The sequence below is a fragment of the Nostoc sp. genome, from assembly GCF_036916655.1.
Lineage (GTDB): Bacteria > Cyanobacteriota > Cyanobacteriia > Cyanobacteriales > Nostocaceae > Nostoc.
The window spans coordinates 19,971-37,865 of record NZ_JBALFY010000019.1 but is presented as its reverse complement, the minus strand read 5'-3'; the positions used below and the strand labels follow the sequence as shown (position 1 = coordinate 37,865).

Annotated in this window: 17 protein-coding genes; 7 read left to right on the top strand and 10 right to left on the bottom strand. The window is 40.9% G+C overall.

Annotation, left to right across the window (positions count from 1 at the left end; all coding sequences use genetic code 11):
• Positions 1–23 precede the first annotated feature (23 nt).
• Positions 24–974, bottom strand: a complete 951-nt coding sequence (locus V7L31_RS04395; RefSeq protein ID WP_334695117.1) for a hypothetical protein — start codon at positions 972–974, stop codon at positions 24–26.
• A 291-nt stretch (positions 975–1,265) separates the two neighbouring features.
• Between V7L31_RS04395 and V7L31_RS04390 the strand changes: the two genes are divergently transcribed.
• On the top strand, positions 1,266–2,627 hold the full coding sequence (locus tag V7L31_RS04390) for a serine hydrolase (RefSeq protein WP_334695116.1): 1,362 nt from the start codon (positions 1,266–1,268) through the stop codon (positions 2,625–2,627).
• Between the two features lie 259 nt (positions 2,628–2,886).
• Here V7L31_RS04390 and purT read toward each other — a convergent pair whose 3' ends face one another.
• The 4 genes from purT to V7L31_RS04370 are packed head-to-tail and all read right to left on the bottom strand — an operon-like array spanning position 2,887 to position 7,253.
• Positions 2,887–4,050: a formate-dependent phosphoribosylglycinamide formyltransferase gene (gene purT, locus V7L31_RS04385; RefSeq protein WP_334695115.1), complete on the bottom strand. Its 1,164-nt coding sequence runs from the start codon at positions 4,048–4,050 to the stop codon at positions 2,887–2,889.
• A 52-nt stretch (positions 4,051–4,102) separates the two neighbouring features.
• The gene (locus tag V7L31_RS04380) at positions 4,103–4,585 is read right to left on the bottom strand and encodes a pentapeptide repeat-containing protein (RefSeq protein WP_334695114.1); all 483 of its coding nucleotides are present in this window, start codon (positions 4,583–4,585) and stop codon (positions 4,103–4,105) included.
• Positions 4,586–4,644: 59 nt separating this feature from the next.
• A complete protein-coding gene (locus V7L31_RS04375; RefSeq protein WP_334695113.1) occupies positions 4,645–6,258 on the bottom strand; it encodes an ABC transporter permease in 1,614 nt (537 codons plus the stop codon).
• Positions 6,259–6,302: 44 nt separating this feature from the next.
• Complete coding sequence (locus tag V7L31_RS04370; protein WP_334695263.1) at positions 6,303–7,253, bottom strand: ABC transporter ATP-binding protein; 951 nt, start codon at positions 7,251–7,253, stop codon at positions 6,303–6,305.
• Positions 7,254–7,430: 177 nt separating this feature from the next.
• Here V7L31_RS04370 and V7L31_RS04365 point away from each other — a divergent pair, with 177 nt between their 5' ends.
• Entirely contained in the window at positions 7,431–9,212 is a 1,782-nt protein-coding gene (locus tag V7L31_RS04365) for a M61 family metallopeptidase (RefSeq protein WP_334695262.1), read from the top strand.
• 269 nt (positions 9,213–9,481) lie between these two features.
• Here V7L31_RS04365 and pyk read toward each other — a convergent pair whose 3' ends face one another.
• Positions 9,482–11,251, bottom strand: coding sequence for a pyruvate kinase (pyk, locus tag V7L31_RS04360; protein ID WP_334695112.1), 1,770 nt, complete (start codon positions 11,249–11,251; stop codon positions 9,482–9,484).
• A 381-nt stretch (positions 11,252–11,632) separates the two neighbouring features.
• Between pyk and crtR the strand changes: the two genes are divergently transcribed.
• The 4 genes from crtR to V7L31_RS04340 all read left to right on the top strand — a co-directional run bounded on the left by crtR (position 11,633) and on the right by V7L31_RS04340 (position 13,354).
• Positions 11,633–12,523: a beta-carotene hydroxylase gene (crtR, locus tag V7L31_RS04355; RefSeq protein WP_334695261.1), complete on the top strand. Its 891-nt coding sequence runs from the start codon at positions 11,633–11,635 to the stop codon at positions 12,521–12,523.
• Positions 12,524–12,607: 84 nt separating this feature from the next.
• Entirely contained in the window at positions 12,608–12,901 is a 294-nt protein-coding gene (locus tag V7L31_RS04350; protein ID WP_334695111.1) for a papain fold toxin domain-containing protein, read from the top strand.
• Positions 12,844–12,975, top strand: coding sequence for a papain fold toxin domain-containing protein (locus tag V7L31_RS04345; protein WP_334695260.1), 132 nt, complete (start codon positions 12,844–12,846; stop codon positions 12,973–12,975). The genes V7L31_RS04350 and V7L31_RS04345 overlap by 58 nt, the downstream gene beginning before the upstream one ends.
• A gap of 13 nt (positions 12,976–12,988) precedes the next feature.
• On the top strand, positions 12,989–13,354 hold the full coding sequence (locus V7L31_RS04340) for a hypothetical protein (RefSeq protein WP_334695110.1): 366 nt from the start codon (positions 12,989–12,991) through the stop codon (positions 13,352–13,354).
• A 245-nt stretch (positions 13,355–13,599) separates the two neighbouring features.
• Here the strand turns inward: V7L31_RS04340 and V7L31_RS32525 are convergent, their stop codons facing one another.
• Positions 13,600–13,731 carry a peptidoglycan-binding domain-containing protein gene (locus V7L31_RS32525; RefSeq protein WP_442938171.1) on the bottom strand — a complete coding sequence of 44 codons (132 nt, stop codon included), beginning with the start codon at positions 13,729–13,731 and terminating at the stop codon, positions 13,600–13,602.
• Positions 13,724–14,749: a hypothetical protein gene (locus tag V7L31_RS04335; protein WP_334695109.1), complete on the bottom strand. Its 1,026-nt coding sequence runs from the start codon at positions 14,747–14,749 to the stop codon at positions 13,724–13,726. The genes V7L31_RS32525 and V7L31_RS04335 overlap by 8 nt, the downstream gene beginning before the upstream one ends.
• A gap of 828 nt (positions 14,750–15,577) precedes the next feature.
• Between V7L31_RS04335 and V7L31_RS04330 the strand changes: the two genes are divergently transcribed.
• A complete protein-coding gene (locus tag V7L31_RS04330) occupies positions 15,578–16,147 on the top strand; it encodes a hypothetical protein (protein ID WP_334695108.1) in 570 nt (189 codons plus the stop codon).
• 402 nt (positions 16,148–16,549) lie between these two features.
• Here V7L31_RS04330 and aroH read toward each other — a convergent pair whose 3' ends face one another.
• Together aroH and sppA are read right to left on the bottom strand one after the other, a co-directional pair.
• Positions 16,550–16,963: a chorismate mutase gene (aroH, locus tag V7L31_RS04325; RefSeq protein WP_334695107.1), complete on the bottom strand. Its 414-nt coding sequence runs from the start codon at positions 16,961–16,963 to the stop codon at positions 16,550–16,552.
• A gap of 101 nt (positions 16,964–17,064) precedes the next feature.
• Positions 17,065–17,886, bottom strand: a complete 822-nt coding sequence (gene sppA, locus V7L31_RS04320; protein WP_334695106.1) for a signal peptide peptidase SppA — start codon at positions 17,884–17,886, stop codon at positions 17,065–17,067.
• Positions 17,887–17,895: the final 9 nt, after the last annotated feature.

Below are 17,895 nucleotides of genomic sequence, written 5' to 3'. Positions count from 1 at the left end.
TCCTAACTAGTTTTACCCTAAAATCATTGGCATAATTGAGAGTTTGGTGGTTGTAATTGTCTGTTCCTCAGAGATACTTCTTTCATGAATTCTTTTAAAACTTCATCTTTGTTAACTTCTCTTTCAAGAGTAATAATCTTTGTGAGTGTTAAACTGTAGTCGTTACCAGTGAAACTAGTAGCTACCCCAAAAATTTGAGTAACTCTAGCAGCAATAACTTCAAAATTAAGATTAGGGTAGTCATCAATAAGTTCTGATAGTTTTCGACCAGTGTCAGCTGCTAACAAAAGTTTAGAGATAGATTCATTTAAACTTTGTTGTTCAGCAGCATTAACCTTGCGCCAATCATCTATCTTTTCAATAACTTGACGCTTAATTTCTTCTGCTTCTGGTTGTGAAGATGTACTTAACTTTCTATATCGTTCGCCGAGATCCTTTAGCTTAGAACTGATGATTACCCTTTCCCAATCCATTGGTCTTGGTGGTTTTTCTTGAATTATTTTGGCTAAAAGTAGCATTTTTACTGTTAAACATCTTGCTGGCTGGGCAGTTTGAGCAACTATCCTTGTACTTTCATAATCAATTGTTTCTAGCTTGTTAAATACCTCGACTGCTGTATCATATTCTGCTTTTAAAGCATCGAGTGTTTGATCGACATCTGATGACTGGGAATTTTGCTGACTTTCTCCGGTGATAATGCTATTTACTTCTGTCGGAATTCCAAATTCAATACTGGTATCAGTGAGTAATTGATCGACAACTAAATTATCATCTATAGGTAAATTATTCAGTTGGTAAATTTTCTTCACCGATGTAATAGCATCAGCGGCCCGATCGCGAAAATTCTCGGCAGTTATTCGCAGCATTGCTCGTTTTTCAGGCGTACAACCGCTGATGGTGAAACTGATAGTACAGGCTACTATACAAAATTTCCATAATTTGAATTTGTGGTTATGGGGAACTCTCATAGACATACTTACCTGTGTCCAGATATAGTTATTACTTATTTATAAAGATGAGATCATCAGTATAAAAATGATGAAAAAGCTAATTGCGTCCGAATTAAATCTTTTTTCCCAATAATCTGGAATTTTTAGTAACCGTAGAAGATCGCGGAAAGCTCATATACTGATTAAATTAAATACTTGTTTTAACAGATGCTTTTTCGTATAAGCGCATAATTTACAAAAATTTTTATAATTGTGCTTTAATGGTGGGCGGCTTTTGTTCGTTTAAAATCTTCCTCACACACAAAGCGATCGCGGATGCTACTCACACACAAAGAAAACATTGTAAAATTTAGCTGGTTTCTACCCAGCTTCTTAAGCTTGCTCCTGTTTGGTTCCATTGTTAAAGCTAATGGTGCGATGCCTGCGGCGGGCGTAGCCATCGCCAATTGGCATTTTGATAGCAATCGTAATCATCTGGACTTCACCACAGATGAGAACATTCAACCGAAAGTACAATTACTTAACAACCCGACTCGTTTGGTAATTGATTTGCCTGGAGTTACATTAGGATATCCACAGACTAGTCAAAGAGTGGGATTAGTAATCAAAGACATTCGCATCGAGCAGTTTAACGCAGATACTACCCGCATGGTAGTTACTTTAGTACCTGGTTACACCTTTGATTTAACACAGGTGCAACTGCAAGAGGAATCTCCTAATCATTGGTCTGTGCAGTTACCCAAACCAATACAACAGACTGCAATCCAGCCGCAATATTTAGAAGTAACTCCGAGTATTTATCCAAGAGTGAATGATAATAGCACTCTCTTTGCTGGCGTAGTTCCCATGCATTCACCGATGAAAGCGCTGGAACCTCAAATTAAAGCCTTGATGAATCGCTATAGTTTTCTGAAAACAGGAATGTTTTTTCTGGATTTGGATACTGGCGATTATTTAGATATTGGAGGCGATCGCGTTTTCCCCGCTGCTAGTACAATCAAACTGCCAATACTCATCGCCTTTTTCCAAGATTTAGATGCTGGTAAAGTCACCCTTCAGGAAAACCTGACGATGCGGCGTGACTTAGTTACTAATGGTTCTGGAAGTATGCAGTATGAACGAGTTGGTAAGAAGTATACAGCTTTGGAAACCATCACTAAGATGATTACCATTAGCGATAATACCGCCACCAACATGATTATTGATCGCTTAGGTGGAGCGGCGAAACTAAATCAGCGTTTCCGTAGTTGGGGACTGAAAGACACAGTAATTCGCCATCTTTTAGCTGACTTGAGAGGAACCAACACCACTAGTTCTCAAGATATGGCGCGGGTGCTGGCTTTGGTTGTGAACAATAAGCTAGTTTCTTTACAGAGTCGAGAACAAGCCTTAGATATTCTGCGCCACACCACAATTCACACACTGCTTCCCGCAGGTTTGGGGAAAGGTGCTGTCATTGCCAACAAAACCGGAGATATTGGCTTTCTCATCGGTGACGCGGGATTTATTACTATGCCCAATGGTAAGCGCTACTTAGCTTCCATCTTCGTTACCCGTCCCTATAAAGACAGCAGGGGGAGAGACTTTATTCGTCAAGTTTCCCAACTTGTTTACAATTACCTGAATCAGACGAACCCGGTTGCTGCGGTTAATTCGCCTAACAGTGTTACGAGATAGCGGTTAGAAACCGCGTCTACACAAACAAAACCCACCTCCGTGGGTTAAAAACCTTAATTTGACGTTAGTCAGCGGAGGCGGACTTTGCCTGTATAGCCGCTAATTCCATTCGCCCAATGCACAGCTATCCGCCCATACTCTAAGAAATAAATTATCCAATGTTGTGGGGTGGGCAAGATGCCCACCCAATAGACTGGGCGGGCAAGATGCCCACCCCACAAGAGTTAATTGAATATTTTTTTATTTGGAAGTCCCTAATTTAGATAATTGTGATTTTACTTGCGGCTTTAGTAGCCTTTTCCCTAGCCTCTTGGACATTAACGCCCTTTGCCAAAGCTACGCCCATTCGTCGATATGGATGAGCATTAGGTTTACCAAATAATTTAATATCTACATCTTTTTCTGACAAAGCGTCGGCGACACCACTAAAAGCAATAGAATCGGATTTTTCTGAAGCTAAAATCACTGCACTGGCTGAGGCTCCTAACTGCTCTATATGAGGAATTGGCAAGTCTAAAATAGCTCGTAGATGGAGTTCAAATTCATTGAGATTTTGTGAGATTAACGTCACCATTCCCGTATCATGGGGTCTGGGAGAAAGTTCTGAAAAAATCACTTCATCTTTGGTAATGAAAAATTCAACGCCAAAAATTCCGGCTCCTCCTAAAGCATCAGTAACTTTTATCGCTATTTCTTGAGCTTTTAATATCTTGTCTTCAGAAATTTCTGCGGGTTGCCACGATTCTTGATAATCTCCTCTTTCTTGGCGATGACCAATAGGAGAGCAGAAAATTGTGGGTGCATTCCATTGTTTAATAGTCAGTAAAGTTATTTCAATTTCAAAGTTAATAAATTCTTCGACGATGACCTTTTGACTGTCACCTCTAGAATTAGCGATCGCATAATTCCAAGCCTTCTCAACTTCACTCTTATCTTGCACTACAGATTGACCTTTCCCAGATGATGACATCACAGGTTTAACAACATTGGGAAAGCCAATTTTATCCGAAATAGCAATCAATTCTTCTAGAGTTGTTGCATAACCATATTTAGCTGTTCTAATGCCCAATTGTTGATGTGCCAGTTCCCGAATTCTATCGCGGTTCATTGTATAATTAGTAGCAGCCGCAGTCGGTATAACTGTAATCCCTCGCTGTTCAAATTCGAGCAGTTTTTCTGTTCTAATTGCTTCAATTTCTGGTATAATGATATCTGGCTGATGTTTTGTCATTACAGCTTCTAAATCATCAGCACTGAGCATAGAAATAACTTCATAAGCATCAGCAACCTGCATTGCCGGAGCATTGGCGTAGCGGTCAACAGCAATCACATAATTACCAAGACGTTGAGCCGCGATCGCAAATTCTTTGCCTAGTTCTCCTGAACCCAGCAACATCAATTTTTGGGGTAACTTAATACTCATTAACTTATCCAGTCAATTTCAACTCAATAATCTTATAATTTTTTGTGTCTTCTCAAGAATTAAATCTAGCTCCGCGTAGTTGTAAATCTTGACGTTGCAGATAATCTAACCCAGTACCTACCCCAAACTCACACTTATCCACGATAGTCTCTAACCAAATAGTCTCATTCAAAGTTGCACCTCGTAAATCTGCATTTCTCAAGTCAGCTTTCGTAAAATTTACAAATAAGAGGTCTGCATTGACTAAACTACTACTTTGTAGATTAGCTTCTGATAAGTTTCCTCGAATGAAGTTGACACCATCTAAAATTAAACCAGATAAATCTGCTCCAATAAGATTCGGAAACTTTAACTGACTTGGATACTTGAAAAACCGCATCATACAAATGATATTGGCTTCATTGAGTTGTATTTTAGTTAAAAAATCATAACGAGCTATGCCCATCTTTTTAAGAACTTGTAGACGCTGCGGGGGACTTTGTTCTAAAAACTGAATAGCTTTATGACGTAAGTCTTGATTAGGGATATTTAACATAATTATTAAATTGTAAAGATATTAGATACCCGACTTATTTAAGAAGTCGGGTATCTAATTTAACGTCCTACCAATAACGCTTTCGTAGCAGATGCACCTACCAATCTAACGCGCCTTGCCAACTGGAAGTTTAACAACGCTAGAACACTCAACTCAGCTAGGAACGCCATAAAAATTGTTGTTACCCCAGAGTATTCTATAGCTGCCCAAGGAAAAGTTGAAAATAACCAGACAGTAGGATATTTCGATGGGGGGATGTCGATAAACTGTAGAATCATCGGTGGTAGAAACATTGCTGTACTTAAAGTTCCAACTGCCCAGAAAGAACGCTTGGGAGTTTTTAGCAAAAGTATGAATTGGGTGATGGTAGCATAAATCATCATTAAGCTGATAGACAAAGCTATAGCTAAAAGTACTTTAAATCTACCTATATCGTTACTCAGCCAACTTTGGCCATTGTTTGTATCAAAAATAGATGTAAATGAAATCCAAACTAGCCAGGGGATAGTCACAATTGCCAGATTAATAGCGATCGCCACAAGTGCAGGGCTTTTTTCAGCCGAAATTAGATCCTGCCATAAGTTTTTGCGGCTAGAAACTCCCTGATATCGATATCTTGCCCAATCTTGTACATCTTGACGATGAGGGGAAAGAACGACAATTAAACTTAAAATCAAGAGGGAGTTGTACACTGCCAGCAAAACGAGATTTCCCGCAAACCGTTCATCCCATGTTTCATTATTTAGACTAATTTGGACGCTAAATCCCCACATCATCAACTGGCAAAATGCTACTAGAAAATAACTTTGTTCCTTACTGATTATTGACGCTTGAGGATTACGGAAACAACGTTTAAGAGCTTGGAAAATACCGTAACTGCATAATCCAAAGTTCAGTAAATAGAAACCAATAACACTAACAACACTCGTCCCTAATGGTAAATAGAAAAACTGCAAGTTTGTCAGGGGAGAACCATCGGATAAATTAAACAAATTAGGAAATAGATAATTTGTTACATCCCAGGGATTAAACAGTCTAAACCAAGCAGTTGAATTATTTAAAGTTCTGTTGTCAGACGATGCCACCACCATTGTGATGAACAAAAAAAGCAAAAGCAGACCACTACCTAGCCAAGGCTGAAAACCACTAAAGGAACGGCTAAATAAACCAAATAGTAGTGCAGCACTGTAGAAGAAAATACAACTAGCAGCAACGATTGCGTAGTAAATCAAAATGTAATTAAAGGCAATTTGGGCAGAAAACCCAGCCCATAAATGTAAAGGAAGTGCTACTAAAATGAACAGATAAATTAAACTTGGAACTCCTAGCAACTTGCCAGTCAATATACTTGTTTCTGATTGGGGACTGAGACGGATGAAATTCAGTGTACCGCGAGTTTCTTCTTTTGCTAAATCGTTGATTAGCAAATAAGTTCCTGCAACTAATAGTGTAAATATAAAAATTACACTCAGCGTCAGGAATGTATGTTCCCAATGCTCTCGCCACCAATTATCATCGGCAAATTCTCGTAACTGATATGAAACAAGTAACCATTGTAGTACTAAGGATACTGTAACTGCGATCGCGACATTAAAAAAATTGAGTCGCCCTTTGAGTTCCCGGAATAATTGTGGGTTCCAATCGCCGATTTTGTCTATTAAATTGAGCATCATAGTAAAAAATTCTCCAAAAATGGGGAGTGATATTTATTGACGAATTAAGATGCTTGTTTGTGACCTAATTTTAAGAAAATACTTTCTAAGTCTTCTTGTGTGCAGTGAAAATCAGTCAGAGGAATACCTGCTTTAATGAGCGATCGCAATAACTCAGCACTATCTTCATCTTTGCCCGAAAAATTCACCCGCACACTGTTTTTTCCTGATATCACCTCCCACTCTTCTACCAAAGGATGATGTTTAAGTTCGCTCAAAAGTGTCTCTAGATTCCCCAGAGTTGATAACACAATTTGTTGATGAGCAAGACGCTGATAAAGTTGCTGTAGGGAAGTACTTTCTACCAAGAAGCCAAGTTCCATAATTCCTACAGAAGTACAGAGTTCTGCTAAATCACTAAGAACGTGGGAAGAGATGATGACAGTCATCCCAGCTTCTTGCAAAGCCTTAATGATTTCGCGAAACTGCATCCTAGCAATGGGGTCAAGCCCAGAAACAGGCTCATCTAGTAATAGTAAAATTGGTTCGTGGATAATAGTTCGCGCTAAACTTAAGCGCTGTTTCATCCCTCGCGATAGAGTGGAAATCTGACTGTTACGTTTATTTCCAAGTTGAATTAGTTCTAAAACTTCATGTAAGCGTTGAGTACGGCGTGGTTCTTGCAAACGATACAGACGCGCAAAATAATCTAAGTAATCCCAGACTGTTAGATCCTCATACAGTGGATAGTCATCGGGTAAGTAGCCTAGACGACGCTTGAGTTTGGGGTTACTCTTGTCACGGAGTAGGCGATCGCCATTAATATAAATCTCACCTGTAGTTGGTTCCTCAGCAGTTGCCAACATACGGATGAGAGTTGTTTTACCCGCACCATTCGGGCCAATCAGTCCATATACTTCTCCCGCCTGAATCTCTAAATCAACATTATTAACAGCAACGTGCCGATCAAATTGCTTAGTTAGTCCACGGGTGCAAATTGCTAATTCTTTTACCATCGCTGCTGGGATGCGGCTTGTGATTAACACATAACCTAGCCTTTTCTAAAGCTTTTGTCAGGCTGGTTTCAGAAATTGAAACTGGCTTGCAGAAAATTGGGGCTGCTAAATTCTGAATTCTTCTTCGGTAAATTTGTCATGATGGTAAAAATTACACATCTTAACTCAGCACACAAGATGACTGAAGCAACAGCAATTCGTCCCAACACCTACATTCAGGAAACCGGGCCAACGATTCATTACCTGGTGGCAATGTCCCAACCAGAAACCCATCTGTTTGAAGTGACTTTACGCCTTGTGAATTATCCCTCACCGATTCTCGATTTAAAACTGCCAGTGTGGACACCCGGTTCCTATTTGGTTCGGGAATACGCCAAGAATTTACAGGATTTTGTGGCTTTTGCAGAAGATAAGCCTTTATCTTGGCGGAAGATTAGTAAAAACCACTGGCAGGTAGACAAAACAGGTATTTCAGAATTAACTGTACGTTACCGCGTTTTTGCCAATGAGCTATCGGTACGAACAAATCACCTCGATACCACTCACGGTTATTTCAACGGTGCGGCACTATTTTTTAGAATACCAAGCTGGGATAAGCAACCCATTCGCGTCACTGTCGTACCACCACGCCCAGAATGGCACGTAACTACTGCCTTACCACCCGTTGCTGAAGAAACAAATACTTTCTTGGCTGGCGATTTTGATACTTTGGTGGATACTCCCTTTGAGATTGGTAGCCACCAATTGTATAAATTTGAGGCTTTGGGAAAACCCCATGAACTGGCAATCTGGGGGCAAGGTAATTACCAAGTTCAGCAATTGATTGCTGATATTCAAAAAATTATTCAGGTAGAAGCGCAGATGTTCGGCGGTTTGCCTTATGAACGATATGTGTTTCTCCTACATTTATTTAGCCAAGCTTTTGGCGGTTTGGAGCATAAAGACTCTTGCTCTTTAATTTACCAACGTTTTGGGTTTCGCGCTCAAGAAAAGTACGATCGCTTTCTGCAATTAGTTGCACACGAATTTTTTCACTTGTGGAATGTCAAACGAATTCGCCCCAAAGCATTAGAGGTTTTTGATTACGACCAAGAAAATTACACACCATCATTATGGTTTTGTGAAGGTACTACTAGTTACTATGACTTGTTAATTCCTTTGCGGGCAGGAATTTATGATGTGAAGTCGTATTTGAATAACTTGGGTAAGGAAATTACCAGATATGAAACAACACCGGGGCGTAAGGTACAACCTGTTTCCGAGTCGAGTTTTGATGCCTGGATAAAACTCTATCGCCCTGATGCCAATAGCGGTAATTCCCAAATTTCTTACTATTTAAAAGGAGAAATGGTATCGTTGTTGCTGGATTTGCGGATTCGCTCTACTCACAACAATCAGCGCTCCCTTGATGACGTGATGCTGAAAATGTGGCAGCAATTTGGGAAAGATGAAATCGGCTATACCCCAGAACAGTTGCAGAAAGTTATCGAATCTGTCGCCGGAATCGATTTGACTGATTTCTTTAAACGCTACATTGATAGTACTGAAGATTTGCCATTTAATCAGTATCTAGAACCCTTCGGCTTGCAGTTGGTAGCCGAAGGGCAGGAAGAACCTTACCTGGGCGTGAGAATAAATACAGAAAATGGGCGGGAGATCGTGAAGTTTGTGGAAATTGGTTCACCTGCACAAGTAGGGGGAATTGATGCAGGTGATGAGTTGTTAGCAATTGATGGGATTAAGATAATTGCGGGTGGCTTAAGCGATCGCCTAAAAGATTATCAACCAAACGATAAAATCGAAGTCGCAGTTTTCCACCAAGACGAACTGCGTATTTATTCCATCACCCTCGCATCACCACGTCCAACTAGATATCAGGTAAAGCCTGTTGAGCATCCTAACTCCAAACAGCAACAAAACTTTGCTGGATGGCTTGGGGCTGCGATCGCAACTGTTTAATTAGTCATTAGTCATTAGTCATTGATAAAGAGTTTTTTGGTATATACCTTGCTCGATTAGTGGGCGAAAATAACTTTCTTGACTTCAGGCTAATTTAAACCACGCCCACTAATCGGGCGTGGCGTTTCACAGACTTTCTTACTAATGACTCTCGGTTGCGGTTTAATAAATGGACTGGGTATGGGATATGAGGTATTTATTGGGCATTGGTATTGATAAAACTCTTCTCCATGTCCCCAACCCCAGTCCCCAATCCCCAGTCCCCAATCCTAAGCCGTTCTCACCGCCCCAGAGTAAATCAAACCCCGTTGCAGATCCAGCGTTATAATCGCCCCATCTCGGATCACCTGCGTTGCCTGCTTCACGCCGACAATCACTGGTACACCGAGACGCAAGCCAATTACTGCCGCGTGACTTGTGAGACTTTCTTCTTCGGTAATAATCCCGGCAGCTTTCCGAATTGCTTCAACAAAATCGGCACTAGTGCGGGATGCAACCAAAATATCTCCAGGATTAAAGTTACTCACATCCATCCCTGTATTAGCCACCCGTGCGCGACCACTTACTGAACCTTGTCCCAAGCCAATTCCGTGACCTAGTACCGCCGTCACCACTTCTACCTTAATCAAATCTGTAGAGCCAGAAATTCCCTGGAGTGTACCAGCAGTCATCACTACTAAGTCTCCCTGAGACAGCAACTTAAGTTCCTGAGCCACGTTAATCGCAGCTTGAAACGTCTGACCTGTGGAAGGTAATCCTAACACCAACAGCGGTTTAACTCCCCACACCATCTGTAGCTGTCGTGCCACATTTACATGGGGTGTCACTGCCAAAATTGGTGTGTGAGGGCGAAACTTAGAGACATTGCGAGCGGTTGCCCCGGTTTGGGTTAGGGTCATAATTGCCGCTGCACCTAATTGTTCGGCAATTTGACCGACAGCTTGACTAATCGCATTGGGAATAGAGCGTCGGGCATCTCTGGTAGAACGTAGGTTTAAGTGTTGCGCTTCTTCCTGTTCCATACGTTCGGCAATTCGCGCCATCGTCGCCACTGCTTCTACTGGGAAGCTACCCACAGCAGTTTCATTGGAGAGCATTACCGCGTCCGTGCCGTCTAAAATCGCATTGGCCACATCCGATACTTCAGCGCGAGTAGGACGGGGATTGCTCACCATGCTATCTAACATCTGAGTAGCGGTGATGATGGGAATTCCCAAGCGATTTGCTGTGGCAATTAGCCGTTTTTGCAGTACCGGCACATCTTCTGCTGGCAATTCCACCCCTAAGTCGCCTCTGGCAACCATCACGCCATCACACAAAGCCAGAATCGCCTCCATTTGTTCAATGGCTTCGTGCTTTTCGATTTTGGCAACCACTGGTACTTGCTTGCCTGTACTAGAAATTAGTTCTTTAATTTCGATCATGTCTTGGGGATTGCGGACAAAGGAAAGTGCCACCCAATCCACACCCTGATCTAGACCAAACATTAGATCCTCTCGGTCTTTGTCGGTCATTGCCTTAATTGACAGGTAAACGCCGGGGAAGTTTACGCCTTTATTGTTGGAAAGTTTTCCAGGCACGGTGATGCGACAATGCAAATCACCTTTGTCCCGGTTAATTTCCTCTACAACCATTTCTACTCGTCCATCATCGAGGAGAATTTTTGCCCCAACTGGGACTTCTTCGGCTAAATAATCGTAGGTGACACAGCTAATTTCTTGAGTACCTACTACTGGACGATTTGTCAATGTGAAGCGATCGCCTTTTGCCAAAACTATAGACCCGTTGTCAAACTTTCCTAAGCGAATTTTTGGGCCCTGCAAGTCTTGAAGAATAGCCACTGGCTGATTTAATTCAAAAGCGGTTTGCCGAATTAAGCGAATACTACGCTGATGGTCGGCATGAGTTCCGTGGGAGAAGTTTAGCCGCAGCGTCGTGGCTCCCGCTTCAATAATCGCCTTGAGCATTTCAGGACTGCTAGTAGCGGGGCCAATAGTAGCGACAATTTTTGTCCGGCGCAGAGAATCTCGTAATTGCATAAGGGCTGAAGTTAGGGAGCTATCTGGGAAGTCATCGTAACTTAAGTGGCATCTCCTTTTCAGTCACTCCTATATCAATAAGATATAAGCAGTTAGATGAGGGTTTATGGGAGAGTGAGGGCTGTGGTATAGACTAGATATAGTACATTAATCTTGTATCCATCCTCCCTAAGAAGGAGTTTGTTGCATAAACTTTTTGCCGATTGTCATATCCCACTTATCAGCAAAGACTAGGCTTCGTCTGGAATCATAGCGTTATTCATCTGCTGATATTCAAAGCTGCGGATAAATCTTGCTATACAAAACTTTGCAAAACTTTATTATTCACTAATATTTATCGTATATTCGTAATGTCTGCTCAAGAAGGAGTCAATGTTAGAGATGATCGCATCGGAGGCACAAAAGCCACTGACAATCCCACCCAAGGAATTTTTAGCGCCTCCTGGTGATTTTAATCCGACGCTGCTGTTGTTTTCTGTTGCTGTATCCATGCTGGTGTTATCCAACTTTGGTTACTGGCTTTGGGAATGGCCGCATTGGCTATGCTTTAGCGTTAACACGATTGCCTTGCATTGTGCTGGAACAGTAATTCATGATGCCTGTCACCAATCTGCCCATCGCAACCGAGTGATGAATGCGATGTTAGGGCATGGCAGTGCGTTGATGCTAGCTTTTGCTTTTCCAGTCTTTACGCGGGTACATTTGCAGCATCATGGTCATGTCAATCATCCTAAAGACGATCCAGATCATTATGTTTCTACGGGTGGGCCTCTGTGGCTGATTGCAGTGCGGTTTTTGTACCATGAGGTATTTTTCTTTCAACGGCGACTGTGGCGGAAATATGAGCTATGGGAATGGTTCATCAGCCGTTTAATTGTTGGCGTAATTGTTTATATCTCAGTGCAACACCACTTTTTGGGTTACATTCTCAATTTTTGGTTTATACCGGCTTTTGTAGTCGGGATAGCACTAGGATTATTTTTCGACTATTTACCCCATCGTCCTTTTGCCGAGCGCGATCGCTGGAAAAATGCTCGTGTCTACCCGAACCAAGTTCTCAATATCTTGATTATGGGACAGAATTACCACTTAATTCATCATTTGTGGCCTTCTATTCCTTGGTATAATTATCAACCTGCGTACTATGTGATGAAACCACTGTTAGATGAAAAAGGATGTTATCAAACTTCAGGATTGTTGCAGAAAAAGGACTTTTTTGAGTTTGTTTACGACATCTTTTTAGGAATTAGATTTCATCATCAAAAAGAATAGAGTTATTGCATAAAGCGATGCTTAGGTTGGGGCTGCAACTAAGCTCACTAATGGGTAGCACTGGGAAATTGACACAAGTACATCATGACCAAGGCCAGCCTTCAAAGTAAATTAAGTGCGATCGCTTCACAATTCCAAGTTTTTCAATGTGTTTCCTGTGCTATTGCCCTGCGCCAATTCCTGATTAATCAAAACATTTCTGGTAAACAGATTAGTCTGTTCACAGGTAGTACAGAAGATCCTTTCTGCAACATTTACCATGAACGCCTCCAACAAAACATTTCTATTATTATGGGCTACATGAAGCGATCGCCGTTGAAATTAATGGGCAAGAACTCATTTTTGACAACATCCACCCTGAAGGAATTTCCAGAGTAGACTGGATTAATAACCTATACTGCCCTGCTCTAGATTTGGGCGGCAATTTCCAAATCACCGAAACCGATTTTTAAGCAAGAGGGACAGATGGTTGATTTATATGACCTAATCCACAATATACGGAAACGTCCTGCTATGTATTTAGGACGGCCTTCTATATCCAATCTCCGCACTTTTCTTGCAGGTTACTGCTTTGCCCGTCGCCAGATAGGAATCCCTCAAACACAACAAGAACAGGAATTTTCAGCATTTCAAACCTGGATTCAGCAAAAATTTAATTTAACTTCCAATCAGACTTGGGATCAGATTATTTTATTTTTTTCCCAAGATGAAGACACTGCACTAGAGCAGTTTTTCAAATTGTTTGATGAATTCATTCAAACAGAACATCCTAGAGAACTTCAACCGAATACAACGAATAATTTGATAATGGTTTCAGGAACCCAAGATTAAAAGAAGCTTGAAATGGATGCTTTAGTGCAAGAACTCTACACAAATCTTTGATTTCAATAACCACTTGGATCGCTCTCCAAACAAAGCCAAATCAGTAATTTTGGTTAGTGATGGATGCGATCGCAGTAATTAAACTCCCATTATATTAAAGTCGGAAGCTGCTACAGGGTACGCGAAACACCCAAACGTGAAGACGGAAGCTACTACAGGGTGCGCGAAACACCCAAACATGAAGGCGGAAGTTGCTACAGGGAAGATAAGTGGTTCGTATACAACCCTAATTTTTCACTAGTCTTCGAGTCAACAATTCCAGTCTTATCTAAGCCGTTCTTCTCTTGAAACAATTTGATTGCCTCTTCAGTGTCCTGGTCACTCACTTACAATTGGTGTCGGTAGCGGTTCTTTCGCTCCATTAGCAACAGCGGCTTTTTTCGTAAGATAGGCTGCTTGACTGATACCAAATATTGACAATATCGTCGTATCTACATCAGGTAATGTTACCAAACGATGGAGTTCGAGGACACCTAAAAAGTTAATTAACTGTAGTAGATAAACCACAATGGCAAGGAGAGTAATAAAACTCATTTGGAGGTCGCCAAAGTCTATATTAGCATCATCATCAGTGACAAAATCAGTCAGACTTACCACGTTCTTACTACTCGGTTTACTATTCGGTTTGCTGTTAACTTGACTTTGAGTAATAATTTTTGCTCCCCCATAGGTCAAAGCACTTAATCCTGATAGAAGCAAAAGGTTCTGAGGGATGCCGATTCCCCCAACAAATCCTAGACCACCATGTATGACACGCAAAGAACTTAAGGAGATGTAACCTACTAGAAGAACAAAAAACCAAATTGCCATTTGAGACTTAGAATTACTAAGCCGGTTGTCCTGACCAACAAAAATTTTATTCAAGTCTTTTTTGCACGCAAAATTTACAATCAAAAAGGAAATCACATAAAGCCCAAATCCAGTAAGTATAAGTGCCAGAAACCCCTCTATGCCATTGATTACTGGTTTCACCACAGAAATAACTGTAAGATCGTTTTCAGAGGTGTAAGTAAGATTAACGTTATCGCCACTCGAAAATCCTTGCAAAGTTGCTTTAAGCTCTGGCTTATTGACAGAAATGGTTATTGGATCAGACTGATTGGGAGGATTGCACTGAACTTGTAAACTAGATTGGTCTGCGGCAATAGACTCAATTCTCCCATTTTTAATAGTAGAACTTACCTTTTCGTTAGAAATGGGACAACCTTGGGAGGCAGTATTTTCGGCAATGGCATATGTTGTAAAAATTCCAAAGAGAAATGTTGCAAAAAGCAATGGTATTATCAAATATCGCCTGAAGAATTTCTTCACGCTGAGACCTTTTTTACCACTAACAAATTTCATGTTTTTAATCCCTGAAATTTAAATGATTGTGTGTCACCCGAAGGATAATTTGTTCGGGGCGGAAAGCATAAATTGTCTGCCAAGATGTGTCTAAAATTATTGACAATGAAGAACGTAAAAATCAGGGATTGCGAAACCCTAAAAATACCCTTTTCACCATGCCGTGAAAAGTCAGATTAGTTTGAGATTTTTCTGCATTACAATCGGTCATTAATTTTGGTTAAGTGATTTTTAATAGTAGTAAGATAATACACTTTGCAATACCTCTAAAGCAATGGAAGTTTGCCAACTTAAGCACAGGCAAATTAAGAATTATTACAATTGTTGCTCTAAACCATCAGTAGCAATTTCTTCAACAACTGAGAAATTGAGCAGATGAGATCACAACATTGCTACTTGCATAAATACGGGATAAATTGAGGTTTTTAGCAAATTAAAATATTGATTTTTCGCCAAAAAGAAGGAAAAATTATCTAAAACTCAGAAAAACTAATTTAGTTACATAGTATTAAAGCTACGTGTTTTTTTGAAATTGCAGTATTTAAAATCACAAATTTTGTCTGTTATACTCTGTTCAATCTCCATCTGATATCCATATACTCTGACTATCAAAAATTTACTGTTGAATAACATTTCTAAAATCGAACTTTTAGGAGCGTAATTTGGGCGCATCCACTTTTGGAAGAAATAGAATAAGCACCCCTATATGGGTTGTATCAAAAAACTATCTGCCAAAACCGGATGCTCATTGGAAGTTGTGATTTTCCCTTTCGGCTGACTCTCTTTTTTGCCTAAAGTGTTGCGTAAATCAAATCCAACTGTTTCTTTATGCTTCCAAAACAACGCATACGTGGTGTAATTCTTACGCCTAAAGGATTACATAAACTTGAGTTAGCAAAACAACAAACAGAATTTAATGAAAACGGCAACAAGCGATTTACACTCAGATTGATGAGTGTTAAGACAGGTTTAGACTCTCATACCCTGTGTAAGATTTTTAGCTGTAGCAACAAAGTTGATCGATACTCTCTCACTCGATGTTTTCAAGCATTCAAAATATTATTAGAGCCGGATGATTATGATATCGCCACGATTCCCCGGCTCATAACTAGCTCAGAGTTACAACAGCGAGAAAGCTGCAAGGATAAGACTTTAGGCAGAGAGGAAGACAAAAAACTTGGATTACAGTTGAAGCTAGATGTAAATGAGGTCAACTTGCCCATGACTCCACGTGAAGAAATTCGCTCAAGAGCAATAAGACTGCTGGAAGAATTATCGGGAGAATCTTTACTAAAAGCAGTTAAATTTTTAGAATCCCTTTCTCAAGAGTCTTTACCGCTAAGTCAAAACAAGCATGAACATAGCAACGGTGTTGCGAAGAATATTACGCTCAATTAAACTAAAAAGATTTTTCAACAACTATAAAAATAACCTCTGGAAGCGATCGCACCTTTAATTGGTACAATCGTACTCTTTAGAGGTTATTGTTCAATCGAATTATTAATTGTTGAACTGAATTATTCCTCCACACCCAATACTGTTCGGTTAAGGCAAGAGACGCGATGAATCACCGTCTCTACAATAATCAGTCCTTTCAATAATCAGTCCTTTGTAGATACGGCGATTTATCTCGTCTTTGGCGATTAATAATTGTCATCAAAAAACCTTAATCGAACCGAATTATTCCTCCACACCAGCATTTTCTTTGCTAATTCGAGAGCGGCGTAACCCCTCGTAGACATCGCTTGCTCACGGCTGAGACTGGGAGGCTGTTTGTTAAATATATTTTATTTAAATAATTTACACTTTTGACTTAACTACTGGCTGTGATGTTTGTAAAGCCTGAGGCAAACTCCAGTCGGGACGCAAGCTAGCGGCGTTGCGTAAATAGATATGATGAATTGAGGCGGACGCTGGTAGATAGGCGTGGATTAAAAACCGAATGCAGCGCTGTAAGCTACCTTCGACGTGCATTTGCTGCACATCCAACATGGCTACATTATCCCAACCAGGACGCGATCTAGCGATCGCAGCCGGGAAAATCGCATCCAAATCGCGTGTCACAGAGAAAGTCACACTGATCATGTCCCCCGGCTGGAATTGATTCCGGTTTTCCAGTTCATCTAGTAGTTCTGTAACTACCTCTCGGATTACCTCAACAGTATTTTCTGAAGCGGTTGTTGCTCCGCGAATAGCCCGCATTTGCCAGTCCACGCCAAAATCCTCCTTAAAACACAAAAGTAAGGAATTGGAGTTAAGAGTGAGAAATTAAGATTTTTAACTCATAACTCCTCACTCCTAACTTCCAACTCATATTAGGGTCGATATAACCACAGAGGCAAACCACTAGTAGAGACTTCAAATTCGAGCCAATCAATTCCAGATCGAATTCCTGATGAGAACTGACGACTCCCTGGTAGAAGGCGACTCAATAAGGGTTTACGTTCTTCTAGGGTATAGCAGAGAGTTTTTTCTGGATCAAGTCCGACTAGTTCTGCTGTCCAGCGACGGGCATCTTCTTCTGTGCCCAGGCGATCGACAACACCCAAGGCTAGGGCTTGCTGTCCAGTAAAAATCCGACCATCGGCGAAACTTTTCACAGCTTCTACTGTTAAAGAACGGCCATCTGCTACCGTTTGGACAAACTGCTGATAACTTGTGTCAATCAACTCTTGCAGGATGATTTCTTCTGGTTGAGTAAGTTGCCGATCAAAAGCCAAAATGTCTTTGTAAGGGCCAGACTTAATTACCTGGAAGGAAACACCAATTTTGTCTAGCAAGCGTTCTAAGTTATTTCCACGCAGAATCACACCAATACTACCCGTAATCGTACCTGGGTTGGCGACGATGTGTTCGGCTCCCATGCCGATGTAGACTCCTCCAGAAGCCGAAATATTGCCAAAGCTAGCGACGATTTTGATTTTTTCGCGCAAACGCTTCAGGGCGCTGTAGATTTCTTGGGAATCTCCGACTGTACCGCCAGGACTATCGATGCGGAGCAATAATGCCGGAAACTTTTTTTCTTCTACAGTTTTCAGGGCTTCTAGGACGCGTTTGCGAGTAGCACCGGCGATCGCACCAGTAATTTCAATCCGCGCAATTTGTTTTTTAAACTTGGGCTTAAACGGCCATACCATGAGCTGTCA

What these genes read in the sequence shown, in the direction of transcription:
- V7L31_RS04395 (WP_334695117.1), bottom strand. Translation starts at nt 974, where the DNA reads ATGTCTATGAGAGTTCCCCATAACCACAAATTCAAATTATGGAAATTT.
- V7L31_RS04390 (WP_334695116.1), top strand. Translation starts at nt 1,266, where the DNA reads ATGCTACTCACACACAAAGAAAACATTGTAAAATTTAGCTGGTTTCTA.
- purT (WP_334695115.1), bottom strand. Translation starts at nt 4,050, where the DNA reads ATGAGTATTAAGTTACCCCAAAAATTGATGTTGCTGGGTTCAGGAGAA.
- V7L31_RS04380 (WP_334695114.1), bottom strand. Translation starts at nt 4,585, where the DNA reads ATGTTAAATATCCCTAATCAAGACTTACGTCATAAAGCTATTCAGTTT.
- V7L31_RS04375 (WP_334695113.1), bottom strand. Translation starts at nt 6,258, where the DNA reads ATGATGCTCAATTTAATAGACAAAATCGGCGATTGGAACCCACAATTA.
- V7L31_RS04370 (WP_334695263.1), bottom strand. Translation starts at nt 7,253, where the DNA reads ATGGTAAAAGAATTAGCAATTTGCACCCGTGGACTAACTAAGCAATTT.
- V7L31_RS04365 (WP_334695262.1), top strand. Translation starts at nt 7,431, where the DNA reads ATGACTGAAGCAACAGCAATTCGTCCCAACACCTACATTCAGGAAACC.
- pyk (WP_334695112.1), bottom strand. Translation starts at nt 11,251, where the DNA reads ATGCAATTACGAGATTCTCTGCGCCGGACAAAAATTGTCGCTACTATT.
- crtR (WP_334695261.1), top strand. Translation starts at nt 11,633, where the DNA reads ATGATCGCATCGGAGGCACAAAAGCCACTGACAATCCCACCCAAGGAA.
- V7L31_RS04350 (WP_334695111.1), top strand. Translation starts at nt 12,608, where the DNA reads ATGACCAAGGCCAGCCTTCAAAGTAAATTAAGTGCGATCGCTTCACAA.
- V7L31_RS04340 (WP_334695110.1), top strand. Translation starts at nt 12,989, where the DNA reads ATGGTTGATTTATATGACCTAATCCACAATATACGGAAACGTCCTGCT.
- V7L31_RS04335 (WP_334695109.1), bottom strand. Translation starts at nt 14,749, where the DNA reads ATGAAATTTGTTAGTGGTAAAAAAGGTCTCAGCGTGAAGAAATTCTTC.
- V7L31_RS04330 (WP_334695108.1), top strand. Translation starts at nt 15,578, where the DNA reads ATGCTTCCAAAACAACGCATACGTGGTGTAATTCTTACGCCTAAAGGA.
- sppA (WP_334695106.1), bottom strand. Translation starts at nt 17,886, where the DNA reads ATGGTATGGCCGTTTAAGCCCAAGTTTAAAAAACAAATTGCGCGGATT.